Here is a 16,180-nt window from a genome sequence, read left to right on the forward strand (position 1 = left end):
CAATGAGGGGGATCATTATTTTACTGACTGGCATTTTACTGTCCGGTGCTGTTTCGGCCCAAAAGACCGATGTAAGCAACGGAGCGTTAGCGGGTAAAACGGTGAAAGAAGCAGGGCAACTGCCGCTGAACCATATACAGGTAATAGGGTCACATAACAGTTATAAGCAAGCGATTGACCCTGCCTTGTTTCAGATGCTGAAGCAAACCATCGGAAGCTTGGCGTCTGGCCTGGATTACAGCCATGTCAGCATTTTGGAGCAGCTAAATAGGGGTTTGGCCAGCCTGGAAATTGATATCTATGCAGATGCCAAGGGGGGAAAGTACGCGCACCCTAAGGGGCTGGACTGGGTGAAAACCCAGGCTAAAACGTATGATCCCGAAAAGCAGATGATGGAGCCTGGCTTTAAAATACTCCATGTCCAGGAAATAGATTTTCGCAGCCATTACCTTACGTTGAAAAGCTGTCTTCGGGATCTGAAAAAATGGTCGGAGGAGAATCCTGACCATAACCCCGTCTTCATCACCATGAATGCCAAAGATGATGAAATTAAAAGGGAGGGGTTTACCGTTCCGGAGAAGTTTACTTCTGAGGTATTGGATGAACTAGACCAGGTTATTCTGGATGAATTGGGAGAGGAAAACTTAATTACTCCCGACCAGGTACGCGGAAGTTATAGTACCTTAGAGAAAGCGGTGCTGGAGCAGAACTGGCCAACGTTACAGGGAGCAAAAGGCAAATTTATTTTTATCCTGGATGAGACAAATGAAAAAAGAACTGCGTACATCCAAGGCCATCCTTCTCTGAAAGGCCGCGTGTTGTTTGCCAATGCAGCGCCGGGAACACCCGAAGCAGCTATCATGATTTTGAATGATCCGAATAAGGATCAGGCAAAAATTCAGGAGTTGGTGAAGAAAGGCTACATCATCCGCACCCGAGCAGATGCCGACACAAAACAGGCACGAAAGAACGATAAAAGCCAGTTTGAAGCGGCCTGTAAATCAGGTGCTCAGATCATATCGACAGACTACTATCAGAAAAGTACGCATTTTGTTTCTGACTATCAGGTAAGCTTTGATGGAAACCAGTGTTTCAGACTGAATCCCTTCTTTGACAAATAAGTAGGTGTTGAGTATTTTGTCTACAATTTCCGCAGGATCCACTCGGGGGTTGGCTACAAAAGCCCCTACAAGTTCCTGCTGGCACGGGGAATCGACATGAAAAAGCAGTATCTAAAAAGTGAAAACGTTCCAATCTAACACTTGGAAATTCTGTCCTAAAATTAGGGGGTCGGTACAGTTGTCGTTAAAAAAAAGAGCGGGTTGATGACAGGTTGCGCAGCTCCTTTCGCCATTGCCCGAAAGTGCGTTTTCAGAAAATAACTTCTCGCCCGGTACACGCTTTGCCCTTTCTGCACTAGGCGATGATGCTGCCGTATCGAACCGGATGGCGCCCTTGGAAAGTAGGTTGTCGGCTCGGTAGTTCAGATTGTTGGAGAGCATCAAAAAGTGTGGGGCAATCTAGCTTAAGTGGCAATCGGGGCGTGGAGCTCCGCATCTTGGCAAAAGCCCGGATATCGTTGCCGAAAACAGCCGTCTCACTCCTCATTAAATTATTTTTGTAGGAGACTAATCTAGCAATACACATTTGAACCTTCTCAGAAGGTCTGCCTCACAGCCCCAACTTCATAGCGGCATTGTGGCGAACAACCTGCTGTATGCGGGTGTAGCGGTCGATCATCGTACGGGTACGGTGCTTGGTCTGCTGCATGATCTGCGAGTCGTCGGCCCCGTTGAGCTTGGCGATCGTCACGAAGGAAGCCCGCAGCGAGTGGGCCGAGTAGCCTTCGCCAAGGTAGGCTTTGGTCGTCCGGGCCACCTGCTTGTCCGAGAGACGATCTTCGGTGATTTGCTCGTTCTTGCGAATGCGCACGAACAGCGGCCCCGCGTCGCGATCAAGCACTTCCATATAATCCTGCAACGCCCGCACCGGGCAGGTATCCGGATCGGGGCTGAAAAACAGGGCTTTCTGCTCTTTCTTCTTGTACTGATTCGTTTTACTGCCCTGGTAGGACAGGACGGCCCCCTCTCGGGTAAATTGGACGCTTTCCATATTAAGGGCCACCAATTCCGAGCGCCGAAACCCGCCCGCGAACCCGGCCAGCAGCAGCGCGCGGTCACGCAGCCCGGTGGGCGTGGCGGGGATTTGCGCCAGACAGGCTTTGTACTCGTCGATGTCGAAAGCCGGGGATTGCTCGGGTTCGGTGCCGATACTGCGTTTAATTCCCTCCATGACCGTCTTGACGGCCTCGTCACTGGCCGGATTGGCGTAACCGTGTAGCCGGTGCCACTGGCGGATGGCGGCCAGTCGCCGGGAGATCGTCGACCACTTGCGGGTGGCGGCCAGATCGGAGATGTAAGCGGCCAGCGTGGCCGGGTCGACGGGCAACTCGGGCAGCCCGCGGTGGCGCAGCCAGGTGGTGAGCTGGGCGATGTCGGACTGGTAGGCTTTGCGCGTGTTGTCGGCCCCCTCGACCCCCTTGGCAAAAAAGGCCGCCGTTTTCTGGGCGAGCTGCTCGCGGGAGACCAGCACGGGTAGCTCCTCGGATTTGGTCTCGACAATCAGATCGTTCTGCATGGTTTTTCGGTTTAGCAGGCCAAAAATACGAAAAACTATTTACGTCCGATAAGTTAATCTTATCGGACGTAAGGAACCGAGTTGATTGACGCCAAATGTCGCTTATTCAGATTGGCCACCAGAATCGCGCACATGGATTCTGTCCAGATATTAAATGCTCTGTGAAAACCTCAGGCTTACTATACTGCTCTGCCATCGTCGTTCGATTCTTCCCCATACTGCTTCCACTTTGCCAGATCCTCAGGCTTTAATAGTCTCGCCACGAATTCATCCATCCCTACGTCCCGCCGTTCCAGAATATGACGGCGCAATGCTAATGAATTTTGGCTGCCCTCAATACCTTTCTTTCGGAAACTCTTTGCTATGTTCTCAGGCAAGCCTTCCAGCCAATCCTCATAATCTTCACGTGTTACGCTACCACTGGCCAGACCAGAGTATCGATAGGCAGCGTTCCCAAAGTTGAAAAACAAACGATTGAACTCGAATTCGTCGTCAACACATTTTTCTAAGCGCGCCTTTTGGTTCGCTCTAATGCTCTCTTTGGGATGAATTACGTAGATTAGTCGATCGAATTCTTCCTGGGTCATTATGAAGCGTTTCAATGCAACTTTTATTTTCTGGAAGCCGGGTTTCAAAGAAAAGTTAGCTATATACATTATTCGGAAAGTGGCGGCTCATTTGGTAGCTTCATGTGCATCCTTTCCGGCCATTCGCGATTGTCAATTTTGCCTTTTTTTGTTGAATGGTCAATTTTCGTGACTTTCCACACGTGGCTAATCGGGATTATGATCCGGCTAATCACTTCAAGGTTGTCTGGGTTCAATTTGACATTACACAGAAGCCCCCTGTCGTTCAAACTCACGTTCCAAGCAGAGTCATGCCGGAACCATATGTGGGCAAGGTGTACGCGCTGGCCCTCCCTCCCTGGTGTCAAGTGTTCGTAATAGTTGGCCATAACTACGAAATAGCTATCGGGTTCGGCGTACTCATTAACGAGCTTGGTCAGTGATGCTCTAATCTCCGAATCTGAATTTGATTGCTCGGGCATTGCATTAATCGAGAATTTCTAAACCTACAACTTTTTCAAAATCCAAATTATCAGCTGAACGAGGTGTCAAGTGAATGTAGCGGGTGGTGGCTTCCTGGATGGTCTCGGTTTCCCTGAGAAGTAGCGCCACCTCGTACCCATTAATATTAATTCGGCCGATATTGTTGGTTCCCAGCAATTCCTTGATGGCTTCCTGAGTAATGGCTATCTCCAATGTAAAATCCTCGGGATTGAAAAACCTCTTTATCCAGTCGTATACAGAAATTTCTGTTGGGCAGCTAACAGGATTGATAAGTATATCGGGTCGTTCGGTTTTGATTAAGCCAATATTGTACATAGTTTGAATCAGCTTTTTATGAGTTGGTGAAAATATGAAGCATGACTTCATACGAGCTCCAATCTTAGGTAATAATTAGTGGCCAAAGCTAAGAAAAACGGCAAGGAATCAGCTTATTTTTCTGATTGATTCTTAGACTCTCGCTAAAAGGCTTTAGAATATTGGGGTGTACAAGACTGAATGTTGGTATTTAGGGCGTCTCCCTACGGGTCGGGCCACTGCGGGGTTCGCTTCGTTCCGTCTTACGGACAATGCCACTGGCATTCCCTTCGTACCCCTGACGCAAGTTCGGATATACATTGACCCACCCGGCTCACCTCCGCAAGGGACATGCAGTTCCACCGCGACAGATCATTGGCCCGAAATTCGTCCTCACGAGGCCCTGGTAAAATCGAGCTAAAAATCGCTCGTATATCCCAGGGCGGGACATGGCCAACCCCCTGACCTGTCCAAGGTATCGGAAGCTTGAAGTAAGCATCCGAACCCTGGCCAGGCAACGCTCCTCCACCGCCTGCCACTCTTGCTTTGGTACGCACTCCCACCCTGTTGAAATGGAATCTGGATATTAATTAAATCACCCAACCTTTTATCCCCAGAGATATATTCCTCTGCTGCGGCGTCTCATTAGGTAGATGCCGCGCTATGTTGGACTAGGTGAATCAGGGCTTGAACACGCCCACATTCACCTAGTCCCCTGCGGGGCCCCAATCAGCCGACCGTAGCTTGACAATAGTTGATCGATGTGAGTTTACAATACCTCGTGCGATAAGTCGAATTTCTGGTGAATTTTCCGCTGCACGTATACCGTGAGAAGAGGGGTTTCGTTTATAGATTTACATCTATAACAATATTATAACGACATTATAACGTTATAATATTGTTTATTTTATTATCTTTGTTATTCATCTTTTCAACTGTCCTATGCCTAAACTAACCCGATCAGGATTTGAACGCAACGCCAAAGTATTTGAAAAGTCTTGCGATTGGTGTGGGACAACTTATTATGCCAGCCGCTCGACGGCCAAGTACTGTTCAAATACTTGCCGCAGTTACTATAATCAGGCAAAAAATGCTGAGGAGGTGGTTCCATACGATGAAACTGAAAAGATGATCTCTGCCCTACTTTCTGAGAATGCCTATCTCAAAGGCCAGCTTCGGCACTACACAGTTGAGAATGAGGAGTTACGGAAACTCGCTGGTCAGCAACCTGACGCAGAATGAAATCACGCTGAACTTACATCAATACAAAGTGTCCCCTACCCTACTATTTTGGGAAAAATCGGCGTTGAAACTCACTAAACGAAAACGCCGCTGGATTTAGATTTTGATTGTCTCGTAATGTATTACCTATGTCGTAAGCCGTTTTGTAAATATCGTCTGCAGGCACTCGTTGAATAATCCGGTTGATCTGTAAATTCGATAATTTTAGCTCAGCAAGAACCGTGTGCAGAGAGAGTTTTCCAGGAATGGTAACCTGAGCAGTACTCTGATTAGTGATATCGCCCTCTTCACCGAATAGTTGTTGCTGTCGTGAATTAGAATCCGTCTCCTGTTTCAGCAATCCACTCGTTGCAAAGTAGAATCTTATCCCAACTACTCTCCTGCCCTTCTTTTCCAAATCGAAGGTAAAAGCCATATCGCTCTCTTTGAGCTCCTTCTTAGCTACATTGAGCACCTTTATCTTAAAATCCTGAAAACGGTCGTATTTATCCTTTAAATTGAGGATTTGCCTCAGTTCTTCGATTTCAATGTAACGTTGCCCAAATGTCTGGTACTGTTTAAGAAGCCAGTATAGACGATAACTGTAAAAGCTCTTCAAACGGAAGAGCTGCTTTATTTCGGCCTGAGTGAAATTCCCTGCTAGATTCAGAAGATAAGGTTTCAACTTATTATTGAACTGCGCGGTAATAGTGGCTTCCCCTTCCTGATAAGCTGCCATGGCCATGAGTGGTAGCACAACAAATTGCTTTCGCATATTACCATTGCTCCCTTCCACTAACGATTCTATTTGGATGACCTTTTTGCTCATGCTGACACAGGCATCTTTTATCATCTGGTAGGTTTTTCCACCCGTAGCCTTATCCATAAAATCTGATAAGTGGATTTGGCATTCGGAAAATTCTGAATCAGATTTGTTCAAACGGCTCATCATCGCAATGAATAACCTCATCTCGTAAGTCGACATATCGAACTTCGCATTGACTAGGTGATTGTGCTGTGTGGCCTTTTTGGCGATTTTCTTTTCCATTCTTACAAATTTTTCTCAATATAGCGACAAATGAAATATTTTTTCGTCATATCCATATCAGAAGAAACTATTTTACCCCGATAGTGGACTTTAGTCGTTGTATTGGTCTGATTTCTCCACACTGGTGGACTTTGGTCGTCAAATGGTGGACTTTAGACCTGTTTAAAGTGGACTTTGGTCGTTGTTCTAGTGGACTTTGGTCGTCTGATTGGTGGACTTTGGTATCCTTGTAAGTGGACTTTAGTCGTTAAATAGACATGTAATATTATGATTTTCAGGTAAATATCTCAACCGTAATTGGTAATAAATAAATAAAAAATAAACGTAAAGGCGTACCAAGGTTAATAGTAAAAAGATTTAACAGCAAAAGCAGGCTGATAAGGGGTTTTATTCTAATTCGTATGATTTTACTAAATAACAATTCAACTATTCAAAGAAATATCGTCCATTAATAAGGAATCAAGCTGTCGATGGTGGACTTTAGTCGTCATATAGCCCTCCGTAGCACCTTTCCGGGACAACTAACCCCTCAGCAGATTGTGCTTCTAATCCTTTGACTCCTAGTCTAAAATCTGATACAACGACAAAAGTCCACCGTGACTAGTGGACCTTTGTCGTCACATAGCCTCAGTAAAGCATCAAAACAGAGTTTTTGTTGTCTTAACTTCGAATTTCCATAGGTGCAGAAACAAATAACGAATCAATACATATAAAACAGTCAACAATCTATGGCACAGGTACTTCAAAACGCTATTTTGATCGCATTTGGGACTTTTGTTCTGACGATCATCGTATTGCTTGGGATTGATATTATAAAATCATGGTTTAAAAAGCCGTCTTGATGCCGATTTCGCGCTCTGTTTCAGTAGTAATGATTGTATTCTAAGCTGCATGGCATTCCACATGATTACCAATCTTAAATTGCCCTGGCGGCTGACAGACTGCCAGGGCGGTGAATACAAACCTCTTAAAATTTGTCATCACTACTCAAATATAATAAATCAAGCGCTTTCAACCATAGTTTTGGAGATTAGTGGAGCGGTATTAAGTTTTCTTCTCAACACCATATTATTTAAAGTCTCTTGACTTTCAGAAGAGTATCATTCCCAAACTGAAACTTGAGATGCCTTCCACCAGCTTTCTCATAAATCTCAATTTCCATAGTCTTGCCATCAGCTAGCGTACAGTATGGAATGGCGATTACCTTCTCAAGACTTTGTAATCCATTCAGGTGCGTGACACTCATAGGATAATCCATTAAGACAGAGATCTCATTCTCTTGGGCAGCCATTCTTCTGATGTGATTCTTATCTCGGATAAAAACCTTGATAAAATCTATTTGATAGGGCATTAGGCTCTTGTTTTTCATATCCAGCTTCAGGTACAAGACGTTGTTTCCATCCAAAAATACCCCCCTCAGAAGCACATTCAGATCGCTTTTACGGGCTCCAAGCTGCCGGATAAAATCTTTCCTCAACAATACTTCAAGTGATGAAGCTTTAAGCGATTCTTCCAAATAGCTTCCTTCTTCCATCAAATAAGTGTTTGGTGAGCTATTAGAACTCTGTCCAATGCCCAATGACTGGGTAGCAAAATCATCGGCTGCTATATTATTGGAAATGTTGATGTTAAAGACTTCTGGGTTATCATTGTACCGAATCAAAAAGCTGAAAAGACCTCCGTCCTCTGTAAATACCGTCATATTTGTTTCACCGGGAAAGCCTTTGGCATCAGACTTCACGCGAAGCACGTTCAGCAGTTTTTCCGGCACTGTAGCAATCACCACATTGCTGCCAGCGTCAAAGTCTTGAATTTTGGAAGGAAAAATGATATGCGTTGTCTTACTGTAAGAAAGCTCGACAGGATAACTCCCTCGCACAGAGGTTTTGGCAATTGGAAGAATAAAAGGATGTGGTTCAATCTCGATTGGTCTCAAATAGGTCGCCGACCGGATCGCACTATTTGGGATAATAGTGTCATTTTCAACGGTCTGTGCAACAACCATCTGGCTGAACATGTAAATTATCCAGAAAATATTCAACGTCCTTATCATGCCTCTGTGTCGTTTCATTTTTGTTGATTCAATTTTCATCATCGACTCCATCTTCGTATAAATTCATTTCCGGCGTTGCCGTCCCGGATCGCAATAGTATCTGGTAATTAGGCCTTATCTGAGCTTTTGGTTGTTGGGCCTTTCTGGTCAAAATATTTTTTCCAGCGTTTAGCACCATCCCAACTCCCTGCGATGCCAATTGGCCGCCAACCTGCTGTCCGACCGAACCTCCCACGATATAACCTGGGCTGGCAAGTTGAGTCGAACCCTGGACAATAGAACTGTTCGTACGTTGCTTCAGCTTCATATCCGGCACATACAACCCTTTCCGGCCATCGAGATCATACGCCTCCATTTGGACGTTATAAATGAAATTATCCATACGGATTTTAGTAACGGTTATGTCTATACGATCACCATTAATTCGTGAGATACCATATACAAGGGTATTCTTAGGCAGGACGAGGGACTCGCCTTCGATCCCTATTACTGTTTCGTCCTGCATTCTGATCGCTACCGAAGATCCATTGGTGACGGTAATTCCATCCCCATCACCATGAACAGATGCCCGAATTGAACTGCTCGTTTTTGATGGTCGCGTGTTTCTTAGCTTTCGGCCGTTGAGTCCATAAAATGAATTACCTCCTTCGCGGCCGTTAGTACCAATCACGGCGTCTTGGTAGGGTTCAATCTCGTAATTTTCGCTTTTCACAACAGAATTAGCACGTCTGGCAACGGTTGTCCGGATTGGAGAGGCTGAGGTTCCAACACCCGGTTGCCCTTGCTGTTGAATTTGCCTATCAAGAAGGTCGAGAAGTTTTTCATTGGCCTGGATTCTCTGCCTTTCCTCTGTACTCATTTTCTCATTTCCCATTCGTTCATCTCTACCGAGTGAAGGGTTTCTATACATTGCATCGACTGTACTATTAACATCTCGATTGAAACCTCGCTGTTGCGCAACACTATTTTCCCAAGCTCGATTCTTTTTTTGCTGACTACTTAATTTGACCTCGTTGGATGTAGCAAAGCTTCCTTTTTTCGCATTGATCCCCATTTCCGCCGCAATATCATCCACGGACTTGTCGTTGTTGGAAGCGATCCCCATTGAACTACCCGTTTCTCCATTCAACATTTTAGAATTAATATTAGAATTATCATCGAAGGAAATGCCCAGGCCATTGACATCGTTCAGAGGGGTTTCTACCGAGTAATTTCCGTACTTCTTATCTTTTTCCAAATCCTTAACCTTTGCATCGGGGACTGTCATGGCCATCCCAAGGACATCGCTTGTACCTTTTTCAGATTTCCCTATCCAACCTTGGATATTGCCCATGATTCCTACGACGATGAGGATAGGTATTGGGAGCAATACCATGAAAACATGCTTGGAGGGCTTTGAAAGCTGCTTGGCCTTCTCAGCTTTTATCTCGGTGGTCTTATCCATTTTTTTCAAATAAAGGGTAACAATAAATGGGCGAAGTAATAGAATGCAGCCAACCAGATGAGACCAATCAGAACGGAGGTTGTTCGGATCCCAATCTTATGTTGGAGAGAGTTCAGGGCGTTCCCGGTGGATTGAGCCCTTTCTTTTACTGCCTTCCTGATTCCTGATCCTAGTTCGTAGCCCGAAAGCTTAGATTCACTTTTAATCGACTTACCCCGCTGACTGTAATTTTTCATGATGGTTACCTTATGATTTCTTCTTTAGCATCACTGCGCTGCGTGATCCGAAAATTCCTGAGCAAGAAACCCTGCGGGTTCACCTCGGATCGGGTGACATCCACTAAGGATGCTTCGGATGCCAATAGCCGCGTAATTTTGTTGGTCGCTCGTTCTTGAATGACCTTGAATACCGTTCGTACCTTATAAGGGTATTTCTTCATGTCAACTTCCACGTCCTCTACCACTACTTTCTGGTTGGTGTTAGTCTGAATTAGTTTTTGATAAAACGAGTCTTCTTTCAATCGCTCGAAGGTCATTTTTACCGACTCATCAGCCAGGAAAGAGGCTTTCACGTAGTTCGCTTCAATAGAACGGGCATCGGGTGGGTTCGTGAAGAACAATTCGTGGAAGCGGGTCACATGAAATATAGCTTCGGCGGGTCTGTTTTCCATTACGTTGGCACTGAATGCTTCTAAGGCAACTCCTCGGTTCACGACAAAAATTCTTCTCGAAGCATCGGCAGAGTGCTTGTAGGCCATCACCACCGAAATGATACAAGTGAGTAGGCAACCGATCACAACGGTGATGACTAGCACCCTAGCGCGCTGATGTCCTTTTTCTAAATCAAGCAATTCCTTCATTTTTTTATTCTAAAAGTGTCTTCTGATTTTTTGTATCGTCGAAAACTTGTAGCGTTACCCCATGATTATGAATGTAGGTCACGCTTGTTTTTTCATTAAATTGCTTATAACACCATACTACACAACCGATTGTCATGGTCAATGAAAGCACTGATATTATGATTGCTTCCAATTGAATTCTCATGTAGCTCTCGTAAATTGATTTTCTTCCCATTAAGTGCTAGGTTTTGAGTTATTTGAAAAACCACGAGATGGCCCTCTGGCTGCCGAGGTAAAACCTCCGTCACGCGAGCCCCCCCCTCCTCCCCCACCCATTCGACTGCTTGCCGTGTCCTTGATCATTGAACCAATTGGCCCCGAAGTGCCCATTACGGAAGTGGCCATAGTTCCGCTGGACATCCGCTTGCTCCCAAATCTCCCAGCGGTGTTAGTACTTGAAGCAACCTTTCCTGTCAGCCCCTGAATCATGCCTGATGATCCTCCTACCACCATGATCATATTCGTGATAGAAGGTATTTGCATATAGAGCACCAGGAGGATGATTAGAACGCCTGTATATACCAGCCCGAACGCAAAAGGGTCCTGTGAAGGTAAGGTGCTAGACATATCCCCAGAAGCCATCATTTCGTCCAGAAAGCCCATGTTGAGCGTTACTGCAATGTTTTGGTAAATACCAGCCACCATTGGGAGAAGCGCATAGTTGACGTATTTACCAAACCACTCCAATACATTATTACTTAGACCATCGAAAATCGCAAAGGCAATCGCCAGGGGTGCTACTATCCTGAGTATAATCCTGTAAACCGCCGAAATCAGGTAAAGTATGATGTAGGCAATGTCGCCCAAGAGCGACATCATGGATTGGGTGAAGTCATACATGGCAGATTTGAAATCATCCGACATTTTGCCGACTGCGATGTTAAATGACTTAGTCACAGCCGCAAACATATCGTCGCCCGGCTCACCAAACTCCATCGCATAGGCATCATCGTTGTCCTCTATTTCCTTCCACTTTTTCTTCACGGCTTCTTCGCGTTTCTTTTGTAGCATGGCCACGCGATTCTTGACTGATTCGTTATCTGCCTGGGCAGCAACCGCGACTTTTTGAAAGGTGGTATCGATGAGCGTAGTGATCTGGGGAACGAGTCCAATTAGAATCATCAGGGCAAAGGGTCGGAGCAGAGGAATAAAATTGATACCCTCATTTCTGATGATCTGCCCGGATACTTTTGAGGCAATGTAAAACAGCCCCGCAATGCCCGCTATCGCCCGAGAAGCGTTCATAAGCTCGACGCCAATCCCGCTGTTGTAAGTATTCTCGGCGATTTCCTTGGCGTACATAGAATCAATAACCTTCAGCAAGTCTGCGCTACCAAAGGCCAGAATAGATAAGATGCTCATTGTGGTTTCGGTTTGGTGGTGGATTGACCTTTGTATTTTTCCGAAATAGCGGCATTCGCCGCATCAAGCTTCTCATTCATCTCTCTGATGTATTGATCTTTGAGCGGTGCCACTGTCTCCTGGATAATCTTGCTCCTCTGCAAATCGATTTTCTTTTCATAAGCATCCCACAAAGGGCCGCAAATCTCCTCCATTTGGTACTCCCAGTCTTTGAGTGCTTTATCGAAGGCATTCTTGCCTTTATCCTCATAATGGGTGGTGAAAGTTGCCCCGCTCGTAGAATCATAATGCATGGTGGTAGCAAAAAAGGTGTTCTGTGGCGTAAGCTGCGGAACCATGGGGCAAGCGCCTTCTTTCATCTTTATGCTAAAAAATCCCATTTGGGTGGTCTTGGGAATCTGTAAGCTGGCCAGCGATTCCGCTTCCAATTCGGCTATCTGCACCTTCGTGTTGTATTCCTGATAAAGCTGCTGCTGGATCATGGCGGATTCTTGGGCCATCTTCCGCTCTACATCAAAATCGACTTCCTCGTTGTCATATTCATTACCGTAGGTGTAGCCAGGGAACTCGTCCACGCCGGAAAAACTACTACCTCCGTTACGGGTGGCGTCGGCGGCGATATTGTATAAACGAGCGGTGGCGGCTTTGTCCTCCACGCCGAAGGATCTTCGCTGTGAAATGTAATTGATCCGTCCCACGTATCGGCGTATTTCACCATTCAGCCGTTTTAGCTTATCAGATGCTTCATTTACCCCGCGCAGCCGGGAACCATCGTCCATGGTGGAGTTTTTCTGCTGCACTACTTCCGCCAAGTCGGTTGTAATGGCGGCTACCTCTTTGCCAAAAGCCACAAAGTCTTTTGATATGACGCTGAACTCGGTGGATAGAATGTGCTTATCGGCAGCCATGACCCGACCATAGTTGTTAACCAGGGAAAGAGTGGTGCTGGCTTCCTTGGCAAGATCCACTCCTCTACCCACCTGGCGAATGAACTTTGAGATTTGCACCAGCTTCTTCACGTTTCCCACGAGCTGACCAAAGGAGGGTTCTTGAAAAAACTTAATGATGGTGGTTACCGTCGTGTGAATAGGATCATAGGTCACCATTTGGGCGAAGCTTTTGTACGCTCCCAGCAATAAACAGCAGAGCAGAAAAACGAGGTTTAGGTGGTTTGTTTTCATACTAAATGGGTTTTGAAAATTGACGTTTATCCTGTTTTTAAATCCAATCGTATCAAGACCAAAGTGACACCGTGTCACTTTCAAAACCAGCCTTACGATTAGTATGAGGCAAAATGTTCAGCACGCTCCCCTTTGCTCCACGCCCGGATTGCCTTCTCTGTGTTACCCTTATAAGCAGTCTGTGCCAGTTTCTGAATCTGCTCAACCTCACTTTTCTTGGTGGTAAAAGCCGCATAAGCAGTCGGGGAAACTTCGATTCCATATACCTTGGTCAAATCCTTAAGCATGACACAGGCTTCCCGGTAGGGTGGGCGCTTATGGTCGAGCGAGCGATTCACGCTCTGGACAATGGCGGACTGCTTGGGGCTGAGCCCCAAAAGGCCCTCAATCTCAGAAAACCGATTTTCGTAATTCTTCTGGTCCAGCAGCACCTTCACATCGGAGTTATTGATGATGGCGTCTTTCACGACTTCGTTACCCACCAAGTCGTCTAATTCCTGGGTCACTACGATCAATGCTCCGTCGTGCTTACGCACTGTCTTTGAGGCCCATCTGAGAAAATTGGCGAATTTCTCTTTTGTCAGCGCTTTCCAAGCTTCCTCAATAATAAGTGCTTTGATTACGCCCTTCACGTTGAATAATTTCCTGACGTAGGTATTCATGATCATGATAGTTGTGACCGGAAATAGAACCGGATGATCCTTTATGTTATCTAATTCATAGATGACAAAGGGCAAATCCATTAGGTCGATGTTAGCACGTGAATTCAACAGGAACCCGTATTGTCCATCCCGATAGTAGGGTTTCAAACAGTATAGAAAATTGGTCAAGTCGAACTCCCGTCCCTCTCGGCCCCCGTTTGCAGTAAATATCTCGGGGTAGGTCTGCTTCGTGAAATCATAAAAGGTGTCGAAGCAGGGAAACATCCGGCTTGAATTGTTCTTGTCATTTCGGAGAATGAGGTAGTAGTTGTGGACAATGTCCCGGATCGTCGTAAGCTCGGCGTTTGTCACCTGTTCGTTATCCGATTTCCACAATGACAGCAGAAGTTCAGCTAATGCGTCCTCATCCTCTTCCTGCGGGCTGGCATCTTTAAAGTAGAATGGGTTAAAGCTAATCGGGTTTTCCTTTTCGTAGGTCACGTACCGTCCCCCCATGACGTCGCACAGCCTACGGTAGCTGTGGCCAACGTCCACAATACTCACGTGCATCCCCGCCGTTAGCATATAATATACCATGTTGTTAGTAAAGAAAGACTTGCCGGAACCGGAGGGACCAACGATAAAAGTGTTTCGATTGGAAATTGATCCATTTTTCAATGGCTCATCAAAAAGATCGACCATTTTGGGATTGCCAAAACGATCTGTCATTCTGATTCCCGACTTTGAGAAAGGGGCATCGTTGTAATTGGTTTCTATGGCCAGAAGACAAACAGCTTCCTCAATAAAGGAAGTAAGCAGATTGTCTATGCCCAGCTCCCCAATGTTGCCGGGGATACAGGACCAGTACAAGGTCGATACATCGTGCTTGGCCAACCTTGGGACGAAACCAATATTGCTAAGCGCCGAAGCCGTGCTGGAGCGGAAAGCCTCCGCCGTTTCGCGATCCCTATCCCAAACCATGACACTGAAATGTGCTTTAACGGCTGTCCTAGCGCTCTTTTCCATTTCAAGAAGATATTCATCCTTATAGGCCATCGAAACCTGGTTGCCCTTTTCCCACTCCGAAAATGAAGTGTGCCTTTTTATCTCCGCAACCAGCTTCTTCGAAAGGGCGTCCCGGTCTTCAATCATTATAACCTGATTATAGATATGATTGAAGGGAAGCCCCAGCCCCAGAAACGCGCCCGTGCTTACCGGGATGCTGTACCGTTCGGACGAATAAGGTTCGTAAATGACAGAATTGGTCACGGCTGGCGGAAACACGCCCAACTCAGAGATGACGTAAGTAAAAGCCGTTTTACCACCGACCTGAATAGATCCGTCCACGGCCGTCTCCACCTCATGCAGACTCCGGTCGTCGAAACTCAGGCTCGTGTAGTTCTCGAGCAACCCCGTTTTGTCTGCGTCACCGACAATTTCTCCGATATCCAATCGCCGAATACTCGCTTTCCCGGAACCATTCAACAAATATTCGAACTGCTCACAAGAGTCCAAAAAGACTTCCCATGTCTCAGGTAGGAGAACATCTTTCGGCACCAGGTGTCGTTTCAGCAAAGAAGAGTGCTTGGAAGATTTGGAAGAGCGAGATTTAATATCGCTACTTGGCCGAGTGATGAATATATAGGCCTTGTGTTTTATGCACGAGCGTTCAGCAAAATGCAGTTCGTTATCAAAGGCTACAAAATTGCCGTTTCTGATTGTGGGACTTTTCAGATCTGCTTGGTAGGTCTGGGAAACATACCAATCCTGCTTGTGCATGATGTAGCCGACAGGTAGCGTTTTTATTGCGCTCACGTAAGCCTCTGTCAGAATATCGATCTCACCGTCAGATGAGGTAAATATTTCAGGATGCACCACTTCAAAGGCCATTGTAAGATCGCAGTTAACTGAAATTATCACCCCCGTTTCTTCGTCTATTCTGAAAATGGGATATATCTCCTCAAACTTTTTCACCCGATTGTTCATGATTATCTGCCCTTTACAATTATTTCCCTCTTGACTATCGACCTAATCAATCTGTACCTCACGATATGTTTCGGCTGTTGGCTCCGCACGGGCAGCTTATCGAATCCCCACCGGCCGTGCGATTTGTTGTAGCTTGTAGGGATGAGGTACGATGCCACCAGGCCCAAACCTAGAAATACGATGTTGAATACAACTGGAACCCCTAGTATGTGGAGTAGCAGGGTAGTCATGATAAATCCCACGGCACCGCCGGCGGCATAGTAGAAATATCTTCCCCGCAACCCCTTGAACTCAATCTCGTTGTCGATCCCTCGGTAAATGGAATACTTTTTCATATCTGACTGA

General features: G+C 46.0%; 14 protein-coding genes. 2 read left to right on the top strand and 12 right to left on the bottom strand.

Features of this window, described 5'->3' with window-relative positions; all coding sequences use genetic code 11:
* Positions 1-2: 2 nt before the first annotated feature.
* The gene (locus ACEW8P_RS14275; protein ID WP_373513751.1) at positions 3-1,121 is read left to right on the top strand and encodes a phosphatidylinositol-specific phospholipase C1-like protein; all 1,119 of its coding nucleotides are present in this window, start codon (positions 3-5) and stop codon (positions 1,119-1,121) included.
* 111 nt (positions 1,122-1,232) lie between these two features.
* Here the strand turns inward: ACEW8P_RS14275 and ACEW8P_RS14280 are convergent, their stop codons facing one another.
* The 4 genes from ACEW8P_RS14280 to ACEW8P_RS14295 form a co-directional block, all read right to left on the bottom strand.
* On the bottom strand, positions 1,233-1,502 hold the full coding sequence (locus ACEW8P_RS14280; protein ID WP_373513752.1) for a cytochrome c peroxidase: 270 nt from the start codon (positions 1,500-1,502) through the stop codon (positions 1,233-1,235).
* A 169-nt stretch (positions 1,503-1,671) separates the two neighbouring features.
* The gene (locus tag ACEW8P_RS14285; RefSeq protein ID WP_373513753.1) at positions 1,672-2,637 is read right to left on the bottom strand and encodes a tyrosine-type recombinase/integrase; all 966 of its coding nucleotides are present in this window, start codon (positions 2,635-2,637) and stop codon (positions 1,672-1,674) included.
* 179 nt (positions 2,638-2,816) lie between these two features.
* Positions 2,817-3,293: a hypothetical protein gene (locus ACEW8P_RS14290; protein WP_373513754.1), complete on the bottom strand. Its 477-nt coding sequence runs from the start codon at positions 3,291-3,293 to the stop codon at positions 2,817-2,819.
* A 396-nt stretch (positions 3,294-3,689) separates the two neighbouring features.
* A complete protein-coding gene (locus tag ACEW8P_RS14295; protein WP_373513755.1) occupies positions 3,690-4,022 on the bottom strand; it encodes a hypothetical protein in 333 nt (110 codons plus the stop codon).
* A gap of 921 nt (positions 4,023-4,943) precedes the next feature.
* On the opposite strand from ACEW8P_RS14295, the gene ACEW8P_RS14300 reads away from it, so the two are divergent.
* Positions 4,944-5,243, top strand: a complete 300-nt coding sequence (locus tag ACEW8P_RS14300; RefSeq protein ID WP_373513756.1) for a hypothetical protein — start codon at positions 4,944-4,946, stop codon at positions 5,241-5,243.
* A 43-nt stretch (positions 5,244-5,286) separates the two neighbouring features.
* Here ACEW8P_RS14300 and ACEW8P_RS14305 read toward each other — a convergent pair whose 3' ends face one another.
* From ACEW8P_RS14305 to ACEW8P_RS14340, 8 genes are all read right to left on the bottom strand, one after another.
* On the bottom strand, positions 5,287-6,270 hold the full coding sequence (locus tag ACEW8P_RS14305) for a replication initiation protein (protein WP_373513757.1): 984 nt from the start codon (positions 6,268-6,270) through the stop codon (positions 5,287-5,289).
* 1,072 nt (positions 6,271-7,342) lie between these two features.
* Entirely contained in the window at positions 7,343-8,341 is a 999-nt protein-coding gene (traN, locus tag ACEW8P_RS14310) for a conjugative transposon protein TraN (protein WP_373513758.1), read from the bottom strand.
* A 10-nt stretch (positions 8,342-8,351) separates the two neighbouring features.
* Positions 8,352-9,767, bottom strand: a complete 1,416-nt coding sequence (traM, locus tag ACEW8P_RS14315; protein WP_373513759.1) for a conjugative transposon protein TraM — start codon at positions 9,765-9,767, stop codon at positions 8,352-8,354.
* Positions 9,768-10,008: 241 nt separating this feature from the next.
* The gene (gene traK, locus ACEW8P_RS14320) at positions 10,009-10,626 is read right to left on the bottom strand and encodes a conjugative transposon protein TraK (RefSeq protein WP_373513760.1); all 618 of its coding nucleotides are present in this window, start codon (positions 10,624-10,626) and stop codon (positions 10,009-10,011) included.
* Positions 10,627-10,839: 213 nt separating this feature from the next.
* Entirely contained in the window at positions 10,840-12,027 is a 1,188-nt protein-coding gene (locus ACEW8P_RS14325; protein WP_373513761.1) for a type IV secretion system protein, read from the bottom strand.
* Positions 12,024-13,208 (bottom strand): hypothetical protein, encoded by a 1,185-nt coding sequence (locus tag ACEW8P_RS14330; protein ID WP_373513762.1) that lies wholly within the window; start codon positions 13,206-13,208, stop codon positions 12,024-12,026. Before ACEW8P_RS14330 ends, ACEW8P_RS14325 begins: the two co-directional genes overlap by 4 nt.
* 98 nt (positions 13,209-13,306) lie before the next feature.
* On the bottom strand, positions 13,307-15,835 hold the full coding sequence (locus ACEW8P_RS14335) for a TraG family conjugative transposon ATPase (protein WP_373513763.1): 2,529 nt from the start codon (positions 15,833-15,835) through the stop codon (positions 13,307-13,309).
* Positions 15,836-15,837: 2 nt separating this feature from the next.
* On the bottom strand, positions 15,838-16,170 hold the full coding sequence (locus ACEW8P_RS14340) for a DUF4133 domain-containing protein (RefSeq protein ID WP_373513764.1): 333 nt from the start codon (positions 16,168-16,170) through the stop codon (positions 15,838-15,840).
* Between the last annotated feature and the right edge of the window lie 10 nt (positions 16,171-16,180).

Source organism: Persicitalea sp., from assembly GCF_041751555.1.
Classification (GTDB): domain Bacteria; phylum Bacteroidota; class Bacteroidia; order Cytophagales; family Spirosomataceae; genus Persicitalea.

What these genes read in the sequence shown, in the direction of transcription:
- ACEW8P_RS14275 (WP_373513751.1), top strand. Translation starts at nt 3, where the DNA reads ATGAGGGGGATCATTATTTTACTGACTGGCATTTTACTGTCCGGTGCT.
- ACEW8P_RS14280 (WP_373513752.1), bottom strand. Translation starts at nt 1,502, where the DNA reads ATGCTCTCCAACAATCTGAACTACCGAGCCGACAACCTACTTTCCAAG.
- ACEW8P_RS14285 (WP_373513753.1), bottom strand. Translation starts at nt 2,637, where the DNA reads ATGCAGAACGATCTGATTGTCGAGACCAAATCCGAGGAGCTACCCGTG.
- ACEW8P_RS14290 (WP_373513754.1), bottom strand. Translation starts at nt 3,293, where the DNA reads ATGTATATAGCTAACTTTTCTTTGAAACCCGGCTTCCAGAAAATAAAA.
- ACEW8P_RS14295 (WP_373513755.1), bottom strand. Translation starts at nt 4,022, where the DNA reads ATGTACAATATTGGCTTAATCAAAACCGAACGACCCGATATACTTATC.
- ACEW8P_RS14300 (WP_373513756.1), top strand. Translation starts at nt 4,944, where the DNA reads ATGCCTAAACTAACCCGATCAGGATTTGAACGCAACGCCAAAGTATTT.
- ACEW8P_RS14305 (WP_373513757.1), bottom strand. Translation starts at nt 6,270, where the DNA reads ATGGAAAAGAAAATCGCCAAAAAGGCCACACAGCACAATCACCTAGTC.
- traN (WP_373513758.1), bottom strand. Translation starts at nt 8,341, where the DNA reads ATGAAACGACACAGAGGCATGATAAGGACGTTGAATATTTTCTGGATA.
- traM (WP_373513759.1), bottom strand. Translation starts at nt 9,767, where the DNA reads ATGGATAAGACCACCGAGATAAAAGCTGAGAAGGCCAAGCAGCTTTCA.
- traK (WP_373513760.1), bottom strand. Translation starts at nt 10,626, where the DNA reads ATGAAGGAATTGCTTGATTTAGAAAAAGGACATCAGCGCGCTAGGGTG.
- ACEW8P_RS14325 (WP_373513761.1), bottom strand. Translation starts at nt 12,027, where the DNA reads ATGAGCATCTTATCTATTCTGGCCTTTGGTAGCGCAGACTTGCTGAAG.
- ACEW8P_RS14330 (WP_373513762.1), bottom strand. Translation starts at nt 13,208, where the DNA reads ATGAAAACAAACCACCTAAACCTCGTTTTTCTGCTCTGCTGTTTATTG.
- ACEW8P_RS14335 (WP_373513763.1), bottom strand. Translation starts at nt 15,835, where the DNA reads ATGAACAATCGGGTGAAAAAGTTTGAGGAGATATATCCCATTTTCAGA.
- ACEW8P_RS14340 (WP_373513764.1), bottom strand. Translation starts at nt 16,170, where the DNA reads ATGAAAAAGTATTCCATTTACCGAGGGATCGACAACGAGATTGAGTTC.